This is a genomic window from Parasedimentitalea marina, assembly GCF_004006175.1.
In the GTDB taxonomy this organism is placed as follows: Bacteria; Pseudomonadota; Alphaproteobacteria; order Rhodobacterales; family Rhodobacteraceae; genus Parasedimentitalea; species Parasedimentitalea marina.
The window spans coordinates 3619058-3636322 of the sequence record NZ_CP033219.1 but is presented as its reverse complement, the minus strand read 5'-3'; the positions used below and the strand labels follow the sequence as shown (position 1 = coordinate 3636322).

Genomic DNA, 17265 nt, shown 5'->3' with positions numbered 1-17265 from the left:
AATACTCCCCGGTCCATTGGGCCGGGGTTTTTCTTGAAAGACGACGATGGCTGCTCCGAAACACGACAAAGAAGACTTTCCCTGGTGGCTGGCCGCTGTTGTACTGCTTGGCCTGTATTTTGGCTGGCAGGTCGCATCGGACGCGCTGTACCTGCAGGTTCTGACGACCCTGTCCAAGGGCATTAAAACCACCATTTTTGTGACGATTGTCAGCTTTACGCTGGCCTCGTTGCTGGGGTTGTTACTGGCTGTTGGGGCAGGGTCCAAATGGTTGGTTATCCGGCAGATTACCCGGTTCTATGTCGAAGTGGTCCGGGGTGTGCCGATCATTGTGCTACTGCTCTATGTGGCATTTGCCATGGCTCCGGCCCTTGTCGAGTTTCGAAACTGGGCGGGCGAATATCTGGGCCTTGATCCCATCCGCACCCGAAATTTTCCCCTTATTTGGCGGGCAATTATCGCGCTGATGGTTGCCTATTCAGCCTTTATTTCCGAAGTGTTCCGCGCTGGCCTGCAATCCGTTAACGAAGGTCAGATCGAGGCGGCACAGGCGCTGGGCCTGAACCGCTGGCAGACGTTTCGACTGGTGATCTTCCCGCAGGCTATTCGCACCATCATGCCGCCGCTGGGCAATGACTTTGTGGCGCTGGTCAAGGATAGTTCGCTGGTGTCTGTGCTGGGGGTGCTGGATGTCACCCAGTTGGGCAAGGTTATTGCGGCGGGCAATTTCCGCTATTTCGAGACCTACAATGTTGTGGCGCTGATCTATCTGACGATGACCATTGGCCTGTCACTGCTGTTGCGTCGGTTTGAGCGTCACCTGCGAGACAAAGAAAAGGTCGAGTAGGCAATTCACTTGCCTAGCGGTGTGCTTTGTTGGGGCTAGGGTATTGAAGTCGGGTTGGGGCAAGCACTAGCTTGTTGGCAAAGGAGACTTTGCCATGACCAACCCGCTTTTACCCAAATGGGACACTCCATTCCAAATTGCCCCGTTTGGGGCCATTTCTGATGATGATTTCGCACCCGCGCTGGATCAGGCGCTGACCGCCCATAACGCGCAGATCGCAGCCATTGCCGATAACCCCGAGGCCCCAACATTTGCAAATGTGATCGAGGCGCTTGAGACTCCGTGCCGTGAGTTGGAACAGGTTCTGTCAGTGTTTTTCTCTGTCGCCGGCGCGGACAGCAATCCCAAACGTGAGGAGCTACAGCGCGCGTTTTCGCCCAAGCTGGCCGCGCATTCCTCGGCCATCACAGCCAATAAGGCGCTGTTTGCGCGGATCGCCGCCGTCTGGGCGGCCCGCGCCGATCTGGACCTGACCGATGAACAGCATCGGGTGCTGATGTTGACCCATCGCGGTTTTGTACGCGGTGGTGCGGCGCTGACTGGCGCGGATGATACCCGGATGCAGGACATCAAGGGTCGCCTGGCCACTCTGGGTACCTCGTTCACACAGAACCTGCTGGCAGATGAACGCGATTGGTTCATGCCGCTGAGCGAGGACGATCTTGAGGGGCTGCCCGGTTTTGCGGTGGATGCCGCCCGCGCGGCTGGCGTTGAAAAAGGCGCTGATGGCCCGGTGGTGACCCTGTCGCGCTCGATCATCACGCCGTTCCTGCAGTTCTCAAAGCGTCGCGACCTGCGCGAGACGGCGTTCAACGCCTGGGTTGCCCGTGGTGCCAATGGCGGTGAGACCGACAACCGTGCGATTGCTGCCGAGATCCTGAGCCTGCGCCAGGAACGGGCGCAGCTATTGGGCTATGACAGCTTTGCCGACTACAAGTTGGAAACCGAAATGGCCAAGACCCCGGCTGCGGTGCGCGATTTGTTGATAGATGTCTGGGCCCCGGCCAAATCACAGGCAGAGGCGGACGCCAAGGTGCTGACCGAGATGATGCAGACTGACGGCATCAATGGCGATCTGGAGCCTTGGGACTGGCGCTATTATGCCGAAAAACGCCGTAAGGTCGAACATGACCTGGATGAGGCCGAGCTGAAGCCCTATCTGCAGCTGGACCGGATGATCGAGGCCTCATTCACCTGCGCCACCCGCCTGTTCGGGCTAGAGTTCACCCCGCTGGATATCGATCTCTACCACCCCGATTGCCGTGCCTGGGAGGTCACCCGGAACGGTAAACATCTGGCTGTGTTTATCGGCGATTACTTCGCACGGGGCTCAAAACGGTCGGGCGCCTGGTGCTCTGCCATGCGCAGCCAGGCCAAATTCCCCGAGACGCAGGCCCCGATTGTGATCAACGTCTGCAACTTCGCCAAGTCCGAACCGGCGCTGCTCTCCTGGGACGATGCCCGCACCCTGTTCCACGAATTTGGCCATGCGCTGCATCAGATGCTGTCGAACGTAACTTACGAGAGCATCTCGGGAACGTCTGTGGCGCGGGATTTCGTCGAGTTGCCCAGCCAGCTGTATGAACACTGGCTTGAGGTGCCCGAGGTGCTGGCCGAGTTTGCAACCCATGCCGACACCGGCGCTGCGATGCCGCAAGAGATGCTGAACAAGGTTCTCGGCGCGGCCAATTTTGATATGGGGTTCCAGACAGTGGAATATGTCGCCTCGGCGCTAGTGGATCTGGCCTTTCACGAGGGCGATGCCCCGGCGGATGTGATGGCCAAACAAGACGAGGTGCTCGGTGGGATCGGCCTGCCAAAGGCCATCACTATGCGCCACGCTAGCCCACATTTTGCCCATGTCTTTTCTGGTGACGGCTATAGCTCGGGCTATTACAGTTATATGTGGTCCGAAGTCATGGATGCCGACGCCTTTGCCGCCTTTGAAGAAGCAGGCGGGGCCTTTGACGCTGAACGCGCCAAAGCACTGGAGGAAAACATCCTGTCTACTGGTGGCTCACAAGACCCAGGCGAATTGTATGTGGCATTCCGGGGACGACTGCCAGGGGTTGAGGCCCTGCTTAAAGGCCGAGGGTTGGCGGCCAAGTAGAGCGCCCGTCCCGGGCGCGGCCTGCGGCGCGAGTATTTTTAAAAAGATGAAGGGGCGGTTTGACCGCCCTTTCGGGCCGGGTTAATAGCCCAACGTGCGATCGACCAGGTGCAAATACGGCTCTGCAGACTCGCCACGCCGGATATTTTCGGCGACCACCTGCGCTGAAGTTATCGCGTGGGTTTCGGCGGCGATATGCGGAGTGACGGTGACATTGGGATGGGCCCAATAAGGATGATCAAGCGGCAGCGGCTCGATGCGAAACACATCCAGAGTGGCATGGGCGATATGGCCGCTGTTCAACGCATCCAGTAGTGCGTCATCGTCAATCAATGGTCCGCGGCCCGGATTGATAACCCGAGCACCTTTGGCCAGCCGTGCTAGGGACTGCGCGTTTAGAGTGTTTTCGGTCGCCTGCGTATCGGGCAGTAGGAGCACCACAATTTCCGCATCAGTCAGCGCCTGTTGCAGTCCCTCTTCTCCATGTCGGCAGATGACGCCATCGATCACTTTGGGCGACCGTGACCACCCGGTGACAGGAAACCCCAGCTGCGACAATGCCCTGGCACAGGCCGCTCCAAGGGCACCCAGTCCCAGAATGCTGACAGGACGCTCCATTGCCAAAGGTTGCGCCCATGGCTCCCATCGATCCTGGTTCAGGATGGAGTGGTCAATATCCAGATGATAGCGCAAGACATGCCCTGTGACCCATTCGACCATACCGGCAGTCAGCCCTGGGTCGACCATCCGGCACAGGGGCATTGTCAGACTGGCGTTGCCAACGATCTTTTCCACCCCTGCCCAAAGGCTCAGAACTGCCTTGCACCGGGTGTATGGAGTGAAATCTGACAGCGGACCGTTGGGCGCATAGATCACGTAATCTACTGTTTCCGGCACGTGATCGATCCGCAAATCGACATCAATTCCAGCCTGGTCAAAGGCAGTCCTAAGGGGGACGGCATAGGTATCCCAACGCTCGGGGAGGGCAGCGAACTGGACGTTTATCATGAGGCAAAAACTCCGGACATGTCGGAAAACCCTTTGATTTCAACTGGGTTACCTGCTGGATCATGGAAGAACATTGTACTTTGCTCTCCCGGTTCTCCCGCAAAACGGGTGGTCGGAGCAATAGTAAATTCTATCCCTTCGGTCTCTAATCGATCAGCCAGATCCCGCCATTCGTCCTGTGGCAGGATGACCCCCAAATGCGGCATTGGCACCATATGCGCCCCGACTTGTCCAGTTCTGGCGGTCTCTAAGATCGGGCCCAGGTGCAACGACACCTGGTGACCAAAGAAGTTGAAGTCGACCCAAGTCTCCGTGCTGCGGCCTTCGGTGCAACCCAAAACTCCGCCGTAAAATGCGCGGGCGCGCGGCAGGTCATCGACGTGATAGGCGAGGTGAAAAATACTCATAGTGCAGTCCAGTGGTGATTTTTCGGGACCCTGGGTGGGAACTTGCTGACGTGCAACCCCCAAATAGTCATTTTGCGACCAATGATAAGGTATCGCCAGATAGATCCGCTTTTCATCTGGCCGAAAATATCCCGGGGGTGAATTGGCCGTTTGGCCAAGCGGGGGCTGGCCCCCGCTTTTATCATCTAACTACCCTTGCCGCGGTCTGTGAACATGGGCGCTTTGCACCAGGCCAAAGGCCGCCAAAAGCACCAACATTACGGATCCACCGTAGGACACCATCGGCAAAGGTACCCCGACCACAGGCGCTAACCCCATGACCATCGACATGTTGACGGCAAAATACAGAAAGAAAGTGAGCGAAATCCCCATAATCACCAGCGAGGAAAACCGGTCTTTGGTAGCCAGCGCAGCCGAGATGCAAAACACCACGATCAGCATGTAGATCCCCAGCAAAGAAACCCCACCAACAAATCCAAACTCTTCGGCGAGCGTTGTGAATATGAAATCCGTGTGTTTCTCGGGCAGGAAATTCAGCCGCGATTGGGTGCCCTGCATAAACCCGCGTCCTGACCAGCCGCCAGATCCCAGTGCGATCTTGGATTGGGTGATGTGATAGCCGGCCCCCAGTGGATCGGTCGAGGGATCCAGAAACGTATCAATACGGCGATATTGATAATCTTTCAGCAATTGCCACGCGGTGCCGCGCCCTTGGAACACTGCGGTCACCAGTCCAATTCCAGCTGCAATCACGGCAGTGAAGTAAGCCCAATGGACGCCGGCCAGGAACATCACGCCGCCGCCAGCCGCCAGCAGCAGGATCGAGGTGCCAAGATCCGGTTGCCGCAGCACCATAAATGTGGGTGTCAAAATAAGAACCACGGGGATCAGTATCCAAAGGGGGCGTGATGTACGTTCCCGCGGAAGCCAGTCATAGTAGGCGGCCAATAGCATCACCAGCGTGATCTTGGTCAGCTCAGAGGGCTGCAACCGCATGAAGCCCAGATCGATCCAGCGTTGCGCCCCCATACCAATGGTGCCAAAAAACTCAACTGCCAGCAGCAAAGCAATAGACGCGAGATAGGCCACCATAGCCATGTTGCGCCAAAACCAGATGGGCACCATGGCGACGGCAATCATCACAACCAGCCCCATGCCAAAGCGCTTCACCTGGGGTTCAACCCAGGGGCTGGCAGACCCTCCGGCCACCGAATAGAGCATGAGAAACCCGATACAGGCCACCGAGGTCAGCAACAGGATCAGTGGCCAATTCAAAAACAGGATTTTGCGCAGCCCGGTTGGGGTCGTCTTGGCGTTATACTCCAGATAACTCATGCCCGGTCGCTCGCGTCCAGCAGCCGTTCCGGGCGTTCTCGCTCCAGTCGCTCTTGCTGTGATTTGATACGATTGCGGTCTTTCTTGGGATAGGCCTCCAGGGGTGGGGTGCCGCCGTAGAGGGCCTGCAGCATGATATCGCGGACAATAGGGGCTGCGGCGGTGGATCCGCCTCCACCGTGCTCGACAATAACTGCGATGGCATATTTCGGAGTGTCAAAAGGGGCGAAACTGACAAACAGCGCGTGGTCGCGCCGCTCCCAGGGCAGATCGCGGTTGCGGATCACCCCAGCGGCGCGTTCGGCGGCGGTGATATTGCGAACCTGACTGGTGCCGGATTTGCCCGCCATACGCATTGTTTCTTCAATGATACGCGACTTATACCCGGTGCCACGGCGGTCATTTGAGACTGAAAACATGCCCTTGCGCAGGGTACGAAGGTTGTTTTCGTTTAACCCCAATGGGGTCCCAGCGCCGTCGGGTTGTTCGATCCCATCGACAGATTTGATCAGTCGGGGGGTAATGCTGCGTCCGGTGGCCAGCCGCGCAGTCATCACCGCCAGCTGCATCGGTGAAGCCAGCATATAACCCTGCCCGATAGAGGCGTTGGCGGTGTCGCCAATCAGCCAGTCTTCGCCTCGGTTGCGGTTCTTCCACTCTTTGGTCGGGGTCAGACCTGTGGCAACGGCGGACATCGGCAGGTCATGCCGCAGGCCCAATCCCATGCGCTGCGCCATGGCAGATATCTTGTCGATGCCGACCTTCAGCGCCAGATCATAGTAGTACACATCGCATGATCGTTTCAGAGAGTCGTTCAGGTCGACATTGCCATGTCCGCCTCGCTTCCAGCAGTGGAAGCGGCGACCAGCCACCTCTAGGTAGCCCGGACACCAAACGGTCTCCTCCGGGCCAATGATCCCTTCTTCCAGCGCTGCCAGTGCCACAATCATCTTGAAGGTCGAGCCCGGCGGGTAGGTGCCCTGTACTGATTTATTGGCCAAAGGCCGATAGCTGTTCTCAGTCAGCTCGCGGTAATCGGCAACTGAAATGCCGCGCACAAACAGGTTTGGGTCAAAGCTGGGGGCCGAGGCAATGGCGCGCAGATCACCATTTTCGCAGTCAATGACCACGGCACTGGCGCTTTCATTGCCCAAACGTGCCTGAACATAGCCCTGCAATTCGGCATCGACCGTCAGCTGCATATCCGCACCCGACACACCATCGCGGCGGTCCAGCTCGCGCATGACCCGACCGGTGGCGTTGACCTCAACCCGCTTGGCACCGGCCTTGCCCCTCAGCACATCTTCACGCTTGGCCTCAAACCCGACTTTGCCGATCTGAAAGCGCGGGATGCGCAGGATGGGTTCCGGATCGGTTATCTGGCTTAGATCATAATCAGAGACTGGACCAACATAGCCAACCACATGGGCGAAATCGGCGCGTCGTGGATAGATCCGGGCCAGACCGACCTCAGGGGTGATGCCGGGCAGGGCCGGGGCGTTCACCGCGACCTTTGATATGTCCTGCCAGTCGATCTGATCCGCCAGAGTGACCGGCAGGAACGGCGGCGAGCGACGCATTTCGGCAATGGCGCGCTCTAAATCCTTGGGGTCAATCTTGATCAGCCGCGACAGATCTTCGATCACCTTATCCACGTCACCGGCATCTTCCGGCACAATGATGATACGATACGAAGGCGAGTTGCGGGCCAGGGCAATGCCATTGCGGTCAAATATTTCGCCACGGGCCGGGGCCAGCAACCGGATGTTGATGCGGTTCTCTTCAGCGAGCAGCCGGAACTGATCAGCCTGATCCACCTGCAGGTGTCGCATCCGCATCGCCAGTCCGCCGGCAAACACCAGCTGAAAACCGCCCAGCAACAGGGCCCGTCGGCTCAGCGTGCGATGGGTTGTTTCCAGCTCTTTTGGGTTGCGTCTCATAGGCGAATTCCCAATGTCTCAAGCTCGGTCGAGGTCAATCTTCGAACCCCCAATATAGACTGACTGACAAAGACCACCAAGGGGTAGGCGGCGATGGTCAGTAACATCTGTATCAGGATCAGTCCAAGCGGTGCTTGCTGCACCCCAACCAAAGCAAGGGCGGTCCGGTTGAAGACCGTAATTGCGGTCAGCACCAGGCTGACCGAAATCCATTCGGCGGCAAATCCCGTGTCGCGGTGGGTCAGGGCGCGGGGCTTCAGATACTCACATCCCAACAGGACCAGCAGCGCCAACAGTCCCGGCGGTCTCTGAAACATCAGATCCGCGAGTAATAAAGTCAGCGCCAGCAATACAATGGGCACATAATCCGGACGACGCAGGGACCAGGCCATGGCCATTGCCATCAGCAGATCGGGCGGTGCCCACTGACGTGGGACGGTATCCAACGGCAATAAGCGGAAAAAGACAATCAGCAGGGCCAGCGCCGGGAACGCGGCCCGCATGAGCCAGATATGCGCAGGCGAGGTGCTAGCCATTGTCGGCCCCCAGGTTCTCGGGGCGGGGTCGTGGCAGGGGGGCACCAGGGGGCGGGGCCACCAGCCCACCTGGACTGTAGATCCCTTCGGTTCCGTGGTGACGCAGCACGCGCAGAAACTCCAGCCGCTCATAATCGGCCGACAGGCGCACCCGCAAACGGCCTGACGGGTCGCTGGCCACCTGGCCAATCAGCAGCCCTGCCGGGAACACATCGCCATCGCCCGAGGTGATCACCCGGTCCCCTGGACGCAGCTTGTCAGGGTTCTCCAGAAAATCGATCACCGGCGCGGCACTGTTGTCACCCGCAATCAGCGCGCTTTGGCCTGAGGGCTGTATCGTGGCCGGCACCGAACTGGCGGCATCGGTCAACAGGATCACCCGCGCCGTATTGCGCCCGGTCCCCGAGATCCGGCCCACAAGGCCAATCCCGTCCATTGCCGCCCAGCCGTCCCGCACCCCGTCCCGTGATCCGACATTCAGCAGCACGGACTGGCGAAACGGGGATCCGCTATCCGCCATGACCACGCCGGTGATATAGGTCAAACGTGGATCCAGCCGTACGTTGTTCAGGTCCAGAAGGCGGGCGTTTTCCTGCTCCAGCTGCAGCGCGGCCTCTTTCCAGGCCTGCATCTGCCGCAGCTCGGACCGCAGTTCCTGATTTTGTTCTGACAGCCGCTGATAGGATTGAAAGTCGCGCACCAGATTTATGGCTCCGGTCACCGGTACCATGGCCCATTCCATGTTGGGCACCACAGCATCCACGACCTGAGCCCGAAACCGCTCAACCCTTGGGCTGTCGATGCGCCAGACAATGAAAATCACCAGCAGACACAGGCAGGTCACCGCAATCAGCAGGCGCTTTAGCGGGGTGGCATAGTCTTCGCGCTGGGATCGATCTCTGGCCAAGGGGCTCCTCCGAGGTACTTACAGGGCACCCCATATATGGCGAAAGGTAAGAGCCTTAGCTGTCGTAATCAATCGCGTGGCGCAGTTGCTTTTCAAACTCCAGCGCCTTGCCGGTGCCCAGAGCAACACAATTCAGGCTTTCGTCGGCAATTGAAACCGCCAATCCGGTCTGTTCCCGCAATGTCAGGTCCAGATCACCCAGCAGCGCACCACCACCAGTCAGCATGACACCCCGGTCAACAATATCAGCTGCCAGATCCGGAGGCGTTGCCTCCAGCGCCGTCATCACTGCTTCGCAGATCTGCTGCACTGGTTCGGCCAGGGCCTCGGCGATCTGTGCCTGGCTGATTTCGATCTCTTTGGGCACCCCGTTCAACAGGTCGCGACCCCGGATCTGCATCGATTGACCGCGGCCGTCATCAGGCATACGGGCGGTGCCGATCGAGGTCTTGATCCGCTCGGCGGTGGCCTCACCAATCAAAAGGTTCTGCTGGCGCCGCAGATAAGAGATGATAGCTTCGTCCATCCGGTCGCCACCAACCCGAACCGAGCGCGCATAGACGATGTCACCCAGCGACAGCACCGCCACTTCGGTGGTCCCACCACCAATATCAACCACCATGTTACCAGTGGGATCAGTGATGGGCATTCCTGCGCCAATGGCGGCGGCAATAGGTTCGGCGATCAGCCCAGCCTTGCGGGCTCCGGCGGACAGAACCGACTGGCGGATCGCGCGTTTTTCAACCGGCGTGGCACCATGGGGGACGCAGACAATTATTTTTGGTTTGGAGAAGGTTGAGCGTTTGTGCACTTTGCGGATGAAGTGCTTGATCATCTCTTCGGCAGTGTCGAAATCTGCAATCACACCTTCGCGCATCGGCCGGATCGCTTCGATCGAACCGGGGGTGCGGCCCAGCATCAGCTTGGCGTCTTCGCCCACGGCCAGGACTTTCTTGACGCCATCCTTGACGTGATAAGCCACCACCGAGGGTTCGGACAGGATCACGCCCCGGCCTTTGACGTAGACCAGTGTGTTCGCTGTACCAAGGTCAATAGCCATGTCCGACGTGAACAGGCCGGACATAAATCCAAAGATCGACATATAAAGGGATCCTGTAAGTGCTTTTAGAATGACCCGGGACTCTGCGTAAATCGCGGGGTTCTGATCTTATAAGCAGCACAGCGGCGTCGCGAAAGGGCGTATTCTGTCTAACTAGCGCCTTTCCGCCGGGTTTTTCTCTTTTTGTGGTCGCTGTCGCGCCATTTAAGAAGGACAGCGCAGTGTCAGGCAACGGACACGGGTCATTCTGGCATTGTAGCTCAGCACCCTACAGATGGTTTCACAGATGGTTTCACAGATGTTATTCTGAGGTCCTTTTTGGCATCAACCGGTTTTTCAACCTCTTAACGTCGGCCGCTATGAAGACAACGGTGGTCTCCCGCGCCTTTGCTCTCTCATCACAGATGAGAGGCAAAGCCTTGGGCCTGGCGCCGCTGCGCGGCGCGGGCAGATGTTGCCGGGGAGCGTCTATACCATTGCTGCAATGACGCTGTGGGGGTAGTTTCAGGATATGAGTTTGAAAGAATGTATTCCGAAGGATAAATACGACTTGGATGCGGTGCGATTGGCCATCGCGATTGGTTTTCCGGGTTTGGGTCCCATATTGCCTGACTTGTTTGAGTGGACCAAGGACGGGAACTGGCCGGTCGCCCCTGTTGTCGCATCCCTTTTGTCCGATGCCGGGAGTGAACTCACCCCGTACATCAGAGAGATATTATGCTCGGATGATGGAATGTGGAAATACTGGGTTATCCTACTTGTCCTTCGGTGCAGCTCAGCTGGAATTCAAACGAGTTTGAAATCGGACCTTGTCCGCCTGATGTTGCATCCGACCCAAGATGATGCCGATAGCGAGGTTCCCAAGGTGGCTCAGTCTGTTTTGGGGGCATTGAACGTCGTCGATTGAATAGCGAACTCGGGGCCAGACTCGTCTGATCAACATTCGTGATACAGGAAAACACCGCGCAGCGGTGCCACGCCCAAGGCCCTAATCTGGTTCGGCGCAGCCGAAACGGCTTGGGGCGCGGGAGGTCCCCGTTTCAGGGCAATGCCACCTAACAAGAAAGGCCACCCAGATGGACGGCCTTTCTGTCGTCCGTCAAGGGGTGGTTAAGTGACGTCTTTGTAAGAAATCTCGCGAGTATCCGCGCCTTCTCCGACCTTGCCGCGGCGCACGATTAACCGGTTCAGCGCGTTCACATAGGCCTTGGCCGAGGCCACGACCGTATCGGTGTTGGCGCTCTCACCGGTGGCAATCATGCCGTCCTCTTCCAGCCGCACGGAAACCGTTGCCTGGGCATCTGTACCCTCGGTCACAGCCTGAACCTGATACAGCTGCAGGCGGGCCGTGTTGGGGTGCAACTCGCGGATCGCTTTGAAAGTTGCATCCACCGGACCGTCGCCACTGGCAGTTGCGCTGACATCCTTGCCTTCGATCTCCATCTCAATTGTCGATTCCGCCGGGCCGCCGGTGCCACAGACAACCTTCATTGAGACGATCTGCAAATGGTCGTTCTCGGCATCCTCGCCAGACCGCATCAGGGCGATGATATCGTCGTCAAACACCTCTTTCTTGCGGTCGGCCAGTTCTTTGAAGCGGACAAAGACATCCTTGAGCTGGTTGTCGCCCACCTCAAAGCCGAACTGCTCCAGCTTGTCACGCAGCGCCGCGCGGCCCGAGTGTTTGCCAAGCGGCAGCGAGGTGCCGGACAGGCCCACATCGGCCGGCCGCATGATCTCAAATGTTTCGGCGTTCTTCAGCATGCCATCCTGGTGGATGCCGCTTTCATGGGCAAAGGCGTTTTTGCCAACAATCGCCTTGTTGAACTGCACCGCAAAGCCCGACACGGCCGCGACACGACGTGAGATATGCATGATCTTCTGGGTGTCGATGCCAGTGCTCCAGGGCATGATGTCATTGCGCACTTTCAGCGCCATCACCACCTCTTCCAGCGCGGTATTCCCGGCCCGTTCACCCAGCCCGTTGATGGTGCATTCGATCTGACGCGCGCCACCAGCCACTGCCGCCAGCGAGTTTGCCGTCGCCATGCCAAGATCATTGTGGCAATGGGTGGCAAAGATCACATCATCGGCGCCCGGCACCGTGTCGATCAGACGCTTGATCAGATCGGCACTTTCCATCGGTGCGGTATAGCCAACCGTATCGGGGATGTTGATGGTGCTGGCGCCGGCCTTAATGGCGATCTCGATCACCCGGCACAGATAGTCCCACTCGGTGCGGGTGGCATCCATCGGCGACCACTGCACATTGTCACACAGGTTGCGCGCGTGGCTCACGGTCTGGTGGATCACATCCGCCATTTCGTCCATCGACAGGTTCGGAATCGCGCGGTGCAGCGCCGAGGTGCCGATAAAGGTGTGGATGCGGTTCTTCTCGGCGTGTTTGATCGCCTCCCAGCAGCGATCGATATCCCCTGCTTTGGCGCGGGCCAGACCGCAGATGCGGCTGTTGCGTGCGTTTTTGGCAATCTCGGTGACGGCGTTGAAATCGCCCTCAGAGGCGATCGGGAAACCGGCCTCGATGATATCGACGCCCATGTCATCCAGCAGCCCGGCAATCTCGAGCTTTTCTGAATGGGTCATGGTCGCACCGGGGCTTTGCTCGCCGTCGCGCAGGGTGGTGTCAAAAATAACGACGCGGTCTTTGTCGGATGTAATGGTCATGTTGGGTATCTTTCGTGTCTGTCCTAAGCCATGTGGCGCGCTGGCGGTCCCCTCTGAGCGGACGCGCCGGATGGCACGCTCAGAGGCGAGTTAGGATCAGTAGGCCACGCAGCGATGCGCTGCAAAAAGCAGCGGCAGAGGAAAGGGTATGTGCGCGGTTGATCATGGCCGCGATTTATACATGCACGCGCCGGAATGGAAAGGGTGAAAATAGCGTCTGACGGTCGCGGGCCCAACTGTTGCTGTCTGGACCTTGCAATTCACGCATGAACACGCATCTATCATTTGAAAACGATGGTTCAACGAGGTATTTATGGCACGTCCCCGCCGCAGTGAAGCAACCCGCGAGACCCTCTTGGCGCTGGGCGTGAAATTGTTCGCCTCGCAGGGGTATCACGGCACCGGATTGAAACAGATCCTGGACGAAGCCGGGGTGCCGAAGGGATCATTTTACAACTACTTCTCCAGCAAAGAGAATTTCTGTGCTGAAACCGTCAGTTATTATTCCGAATTCCTGCAACACCGAATTGTACAGGCAGAGGGCGACACTCCGGTGGCCAAACTGCTGGACATTCATCGTGGTCTTCTGACGTTACTGCAGCAACAAGACACGCCCTCGGGGTGTTTGTTGGGGTCTTTGGCCAGTGAAACAGGGGCGGCCCAAGGACAGTTGCAGACTGCTATCTGCGAAGGGTTTACCGCCTGGATCGCACGCTATGTCACCCTGTTTGAACAGGCCCAGGCCCAGGGGCTTTTGCGCGATGATCTGTCGGCGGTGGATCTGACACACATCTACATCAATCAATGGCACGGCGCGATTGAACAGTACCTGCTGGACCGAGATGGGGCACGGGTGATGACATCAATGGAGCAGGTTCTGACCATATTGATGCGGGCCTAGGAAATAATCGGGACCTGGACTTGAATGATGGGATTTAGACTTCATATACGACCAGTCGTCTACTAATGGAGCATCCCATGCCACATCCGTCCATACTGGCCCAGCCGCTGACTTTGAAAACGGGCGCCGTTCTGCCCAACCGCTTTATGAAAGCGGCCACCAGCGAGCAGTTGGGCAATCGCCAGCATAATCCGAAACCCGGTCTGGCCAAGCTGTATAAAACCTGGTCGCAGGGCGGCGCTGGGCTGTTGATCTCGGGCAATATCATGGTGGACCGCACCGCCCTGGGCGAACCGTTCAATGTGGTCCTGGACGGTGACAGCGATCTGGATGCCTTTCGTCAGTGGACGGCTGCGGCCAGGGTCGATGGCAACCACTTCTGGGCTCAGATCAACCACCCCGGCAAGCAAAGCCCCAAGGTGCTCAGCCCCGAGCCCGTCGCCCCCTCGGCGATCCCGCTGGACGGGGCGCTGGCGGCTGGCTTCAATACGCCACGGGCCCTAAGTGACAGTGAAATCACGACCCTGATTGCCAGCTTTGCCAAGACGGCGGAACTGGCCAAGACCGTGGGCTTTACCGGGGTGCAAATCCACGGTGCCCATGGTTATCTGGTCAGTCAGTTCCTATCGCCGAAACATAATACGCGGCAAGACCGCTGGGGTGGCACAGCGGAAAACCGCATGCGGTTTGTGCTGGAAATCTACCGCGCGATCCGGGCCAGGGTCGGCGCTGATTTCCCAGTTGCGATCAAGCTGAACTCGGCCGATTTCCAAAAGGGCGGCTTCACCGAGGAGGAGTCAATGCAGGTAGCCGAGGCGCTGGTCAGCGAGGGGCTGGATCATATCGAGATTTCCGGCGGCAGTTACGAGCAGCCGGTGATGATGGCTGGCACAGGCAAGGCGGCCGTGAAACAAAGCACCCAGGCGCGCGAAGCCTATTTCCTGCACTATGCCGAAGCACTGCGGGCACGTTGCGACGTGCCATTGGCGGTCACCGGCGGTTTTCGCAGTGCCCAAGGGATGGAGGCGGCGGTCGCCTCGGGGGCCACTGACATGGTCGGTCTGGCCCGTCCCATCATTCTGGTGCCCGACTTGCCCAAGCAAGTCCTGGCCTCGTCCGAGTTTAAGATCGACGTGGGCAACCCGACCACGGGCAAGCCAAAGATTGATGCCATCTCGATGCTGGGGATCGTTTGGTACGAAAAGCAGATGTGGCGTCTGGCCCAGGGTCGCAAAACCAAACTCAACCTGTCGCCCTGGATGGCCGTCGTCAGCTCGTTTTGGAAAGTGATGAGCAAGCCAGCCCCCAGACGCGCCTGACCCCGGTAAACCCGGCGCATCGCTACCTGCGGTGCGCCGACCTACACATGTGAGCGAACGATATCCAACAAGCGCGGCATTTGGGCCCGGATCTCTTCGGGTTGCGATTGGCAAAACCCAATAAGCAACCCCTGCGCCCGACCCGATGGATCACAGTCTGACAGGGCGCGAATAGCAAAGCCCGCAGCCCTGGCTGCCGTCACTATGGCAGTATCCGGAATAGGCTGCGCCAAATGAAAGGCGATTTGCATCCCGGCCTCGTGCCGCTGAAACTGCCCCAGTTCCGCAGGCCAGCTCTCGAGTGCATTTGCGGCGGCGTCATAGCGCTGGGCATAAAGGCGCCGGGCCCGGCGGATATGGCGGTCATATTGCCCCGAACTCATGAAATCAGCCAAAGGTCGCTGGGCTGTAACGGCTGCGCTGCTGGTCGGGTGGCGCAGGGCGGCGCGAAACCGGTCGACCAACCCCGGCGGCAGAATCAGATAGCCCAGTCGCAGCGCATGGGAAAAGGTCTTTGAGAAGGTGCCGACATAGATGCAACGGCCCTTTTGATCCAATGCAGCCATGGCGGGAACGGGCTGCCCCGCATAGCGAAACTCGCTGTCGAAATCATCCTCGATGATCCAGCCATCATAGTCTGCGGTGGCGTTTAAAAACGCCTGACGCGCAGCAATTGGCAGACAGCCGCCCAACGGGAACTGGTGCGATGGGGTCAGCACCGTCACCTGCGCGGGTTGCGACGGCAACTCTGCACCCTGTGCCCCGACCGTCATCCAGTCCACGCTCCAGCCGCGCGCGGCGGCAAAGCGCTGAGTGGGGATATAACCCGGAGCCTCCAGCGCAAGTTGCCCCTCGCTGGCCAGCAGGTCCATGGCCAGCTCCAGTCCGGCGCTGGCACCGCCAGTTACCAGAACCTGATCCGCCGTTGCCGTAATGCCGCGCCAGCGTCCGGCATACCCGGCAATCTCTCGCCTCAGCTCAGGGTCCCCAAACGGGTCGTCCAGATGCACCAGCGCTTTGGGTGCCATCCGCGTGATGCGCCCGATACATTTGGCCCAGGGCCCTACAGGAAAGACATCCGGGTCCGGCGCACCCGGGGCTAACAACATCCCCGAAACGGGTGACAGGCCAGGGGTCGCCGTAGAGGCGGGCGCCCTGGGTGTGGCCAGCGGAGCAATGTCACAGACATAAATCCCTGATCCGCGACGGCTTTCCAGATACCCTTCGGCGACCAGTTGATCATAGGCCAGTACAACGGTTGACCGCGCCACCCCAAGATCCTGCGCCAGTGCGCGCGATGCAGGCAGACGCCGGCCCGCGCTCAGGCTGCCCTCGGTAATTTGTGCCCGCAGTCCGGAACTGATCTGCAGATACCGGGACGCGGTAGCACTCGGTGACAGCAGGCGGGCAAGATCCGGCATAATTGGACTGTTCATTTTGTTGGAAAGTGGAGCTTAATATAGATCCACTTTGCACCTATCCGTCAAGTCAATTGATGACTTGATAAAGGGCCCAGCAGATGCGCCAGACTTTGACTGAGACACTTAAGACAGACCGCAGCCGCCTGCGCCGTGCCCATGAAAAGGGGGCTTATGACCGCGACAGTTTGGATGCGGTGTTGGATGCCATGCCCATGTGCCATATCGGCTACCAGATTGATGGCAAGCCCTCGGTGCTGCCTACCCTGCAATGGCGCGAGGGCGACCACATCTATTGGCACGGCTCCTCTGCCAGCCGCGCCCTGCGCGCAATGGAGGGCGCCGACGTCTGTATGACGATCACCCTGCTGGACGGATATGTGCTGGCGCGCTCGGCCTTTCATCACTCGGTCAACCACCGATCCGCGATGATCTTCGGTCGCGCCGAAAAGGTGACCGACACAGACGTCAAAAAAGCGCATCTGAAAACCATGGTTGATATGATTTTTCCGGGTCGATGGGACAGTCTGCGCCCCATGCAGGACCAAGAGGTCAAGGCGACAACGGTGCTGCGGATGCCGATCACCGAAGGCGCGGCCAAGCTGCGCTCGGGGCCGCCAGTCGATGACGAGGATGACTACGCGTTGCCAATCTGGGCAGGCGTGGTGCCAGTGTCATTGCAAGTACATGCGCCTGAACCAGACCCGGCGAACCAGCCGGGTCTCGCGATGCCAGACCACCTCAGCCGTATTCGGATCGGCTGAATTTGGGGTAGGGTGCGTGATTGCACGC

General features: G+C 58.8%; 15 protein-coding genes. 6 read left to right on the top strand and 9 right to left on the bottom strand.

Annotated features, from left to right (window positions below; genetic code table 11):
* Positions 1 to 46: 46 nt before the first annotated feature.
* Both EBB79_RS17440 and EBB79_RS17435 read left to right on the top strand, forming a co-directional pair.
* Positions 47 to 847: an amino acid ABC transporter permease gene (locus EBB79_RS17440; RefSeq protein ID WP_127750114.1), complete on the top strand. Its 801-nt coding sequence runs from the start codon at positions 47 to 49 to the stop codon at positions 845 to 847.
* Between the two features lie 94 nt (positions 848 to 941).
* Positions 942 to 2957 carry a M3 family metallopeptidase gene (locus EBB79_RS17435; protein WP_127750113.1) on the top strand — a complete coding sequence of 672 codons (2016 nt, stop codon included), beginning with the start codon at positions 942 to 944 and terminating at the stop codon, positions 2955 to 2957.
* Between the two features lie 81 nt (positions 2958 to 3038).
* Here the strand turns inward: EBB79_RS17435 and EBB79_RS17430 are convergent, their stop codons facing one another.
* The 7 genes from EBB79_RS17430 to EBB79_RS17400 form a co-directional block, all read right to left on the bottom strand.
* On the bottom strand, positions 3039 to 3965 hold the full coding sequence (locus tag EBB79_RS17430; protein ID WP_127750112.1) for a 2-hydroxyacid dehydrogenase: 927 nt from the start codon (positions 3963 to 3965) through the stop codon (positions 3039 to 3041).
* Positions 3962 to 4372 (bottom strand): VOC family protein, encoded by a 411-nt coding sequence (locus tag EBB79_RS17425; protein WP_127750111.1) that lies wholly within the window; start codon positions 4370 to 4372, stop codon positions 3962 to 3964. Before EBB79_RS17425 ends, EBB79_RS17430 begins: the two co-directional genes overlap by 4 nt.
* Before the next feature lie 189 nt (positions 4373 to 4561).
* Positions 4562 to 5707 carry a rod shape-determining protein RodA gene (rodA, locus tag EBB79_RS17420; RefSeq protein WP_127750110.1) on the bottom strand — a complete coding sequence of 382 codons (1146 nt, stop codon included), beginning with the start codon at positions 5705 to 5707 and terminating at the stop codon, positions 4562 to 4564.
* Positions 5704 to 7647: a penicillin-binding protein 2 gene (mrdA, locus tag EBB79_RS17415; protein WP_127750109.1), complete on the bottom strand. Its 1944-nt coding sequence runs from the start codon at positions 7645 to 7647 to the stop codon at positions 5704 to 5706. Before mrdA ends, rodA begins: the two co-directional genes overlap by 4 nt.
* Positions 7644 to 8183 carry a rod shape-determining protein MreD gene (locus tag EBB79_RS17410; RefSeq protein WP_127750108.1) on the bottom strand — a complete coding sequence of 180 codons (540 nt, stop codon included), beginning with the start codon at positions 8181 to 8183 and terminating at the stop codon, positions 7644 to 7646. The genes mrdA and EBB79_RS17410 overlap by 4 nt, the downstream gene beginning before the upstream one ends.
* On the bottom strand, positions 8176 to 9090 hold the full coding sequence (mreC, locus tag EBB79_RS17405) for a rod shape-determining protein MreC (protein ID WP_127750106.1): 915 nt from the start codon (positions 9088 to 9090) through the stop codon (positions 8176 to 8178). Before mreC ends, EBB79_RS17410 begins: the two co-directional genes overlap by 8 nt.
* Before the next feature lie 55 nt (positions 9091 to 9145).
* Positions 9146 to 10192 carry a rod shape-determining protein gene (locus EBB79_RS17400; protein ID WP_127750104.1) on the bottom strand — a complete coding sequence of 349 codons (1047 nt, stop codon included), beginning with the start codon at positions 10190 to 10192 and terminating at the stop codon, positions 9146 to 9148.
* A gap of 469 nt (positions 10193 to 10661) precedes the next feature.
* On the opposite strand from EBB79_RS17400, the gene EBB79_RS17395 reads away from it, so the two are divergent.
* Complete coding sequence (locus tag EBB79_RS17395; protein ID WP_127750102.1) at positions 10662 to 11057, top strand: DUF5071 domain-containing protein; 396 nt, start codon at positions 10662 to 10664, stop codon at positions 11055 to 11057.
* 203 nt (positions 11058 to 11260) lie between these two features.
* Here EBB79_RS17395 and EBB79_RS17390 read toward each other — a convergent pair whose 3' ends face one another.
* A complete protein-coding gene (locus EBB79_RS17390; RefSeq protein ID WP_127750100.1) occupies positions 11261 to 12835 on the bottom strand; it encodes a 2-isopropylmalate synthase in 1575 nt (524 codons plus the stop codon).
* Positions 12836 to 13148: 313 nt separating this feature from the next.
* Here EBB79_RS17390 and EBB79_RS17385 point away from each other — a divergent pair, with 313 nt between their 5' ends.
* Complete coding sequence (locus EBB79_RS17385; protein ID WP_127750099.1) at positions 13149 to 13736, top strand: TetR/AcrR family transcriptional regulator; 588 nt, start codon at positions 13149 to 13151, stop codon at positions 13734 to 13736.
* Between the two features lie 77 nt (positions 13737 to 13813).
* Entirely contained in the window at positions 13814 to 15055 is a 1242-nt protein-coding gene (locus tag EBB79_RS17380) for an NADH:flavin oxidoreductase/NADH oxidase family protein (protein WP_127750097.1), read from the top strand.
* Positions 15056 to 15096: 41 nt separating this feature from the next.
* Here EBB79_RS17380 and pdxR read toward each other — a convergent pair whose 3' ends face one another.
* Complete coding sequence (gene pdxR, locus EBB79_RS17375) at positions 15097 to 16476, bottom strand: MocR-like pyridoxine biosynthesis transcription factor PdxR (protein WP_127750096.1); 1380 nt, start codon at positions 16474 to 16476, stop codon at positions 15097 to 15099.
* Between the two features lie 98 nt (positions 16477 to 16574).
* Here pdxR and EBB79_RS17370 point away from each other — a divergent pair, with 98 nt between their 5' ends.
* Positions 16575 to 17237 carry a pyridoxamine 5'-phosphate oxidase family protein gene (locus tag EBB79_RS17370; protein ID WP_127750094.1) on the top strand — a complete coding sequence of 221 codons (663 nt, stop codon included), beginning with the start codon at positions 16575 to 16577 and terminating at the stop codon, positions 17235 to 17237.
* Positions 17238 to 17265: the final 28 nt, after the last annotated feature.

Bases quoted from the DNA above. Each gene is read 5' to 3' on its own strand.
- EBB79_RS17440 (WP_127750114.1), top strand. From the start codon at position 47: ATGGCTGCTCCGAAACACGACAAAGAAGACTTTCCCTGGTGGCTGGCC.
- EBB79_RS17435 (WP_127750113.1), top strand. From the start codon at position 942: ATGACCAACCCGCTTTTACCCAAATGGGACACTCCATTCCAAATTGCC.
- EBB79_RS17430 (WP_127750112.1), bottom strand. From the start codon at position 3,965: ATGATAAACGTCCAGTTCGCTGCCCTCCCCGAGCGTTGGGATACCTAT.
- EBB79_RS17425 (WP_127750111.1), bottom strand. From the start codon at position 4,372: ATGAGTATTTTTCACCTCGCCTATCACGTCGATGACCTGCCGCGCGCC.
- rodA (WP_127750110.1), bottom strand. From the start codon at position 5,707: ATGAGTTATCTGGAGTATAACGCCAAGACGACCCCAACCGGGCTGCGC.
- mrdA (WP_127750109.1), bottom strand. From the start codon at position 7,647: ATGAGACGCAACCCAAAAGAGCTGGAAACAACCCATCGCACGCTGAGC.
- EBB79_RS17410 (WP_127750108.1), bottom strand. From the start codon at position 8,183: ATGGCTAGCACCTCGCCTGCGCATATCTGGCTCATGCGGGCCGCGTTC.
- EBB79_RS17400 (WP_127750104.1), bottom strand. From the start codon at position 10,192: ATGTCGATCTTTGGATTTATGTCCGGCCTGTTCACGTCGGACATGGCT.
- EBB79_RS17395 (WP_127750102.1), top strand. From the start codon at position 10,662: ATGAGTTTGAAAGAATGTATTCCGAAGGATAAATACGACTTGGATGCG.
- EBB79_RS17390 (WP_127750100.1), bottom strand. From the start codon at position 12,835: ATGACCATTACATCCGACAAAGACCGCGTCGTTATTTTTGACACCACC.
- EBB79_RS17385 (WP_127750099.1), top strand. From the start codon at position 13,149: ATGGCACGTCCCCGCCGCAGTGAAGCAACCCGCGAGACCCTCTTGGCG.
- EBB79_RS17380 (WP_127750097.1), top strand. From the start codon at position 13,814: ATGCCACATCCGTCCATACTGGCCCAGCCGCTGACTTTGAAAACGGGC.
- pdxR (WP_127750096.1), bottom strand. From the start codon at position 16,476: ATGCCGGATCTTGCCCGCCTGCTGTCACCGAGTGCTACCGCGTCCCGG.
- EBB79_RS17370 (WP_127750094.1), top strand. From the start codon at position 16,575: ATGCGCCAGACTTTGACTGAGACACTTAAGACAGACCGCAGCCGCCTG.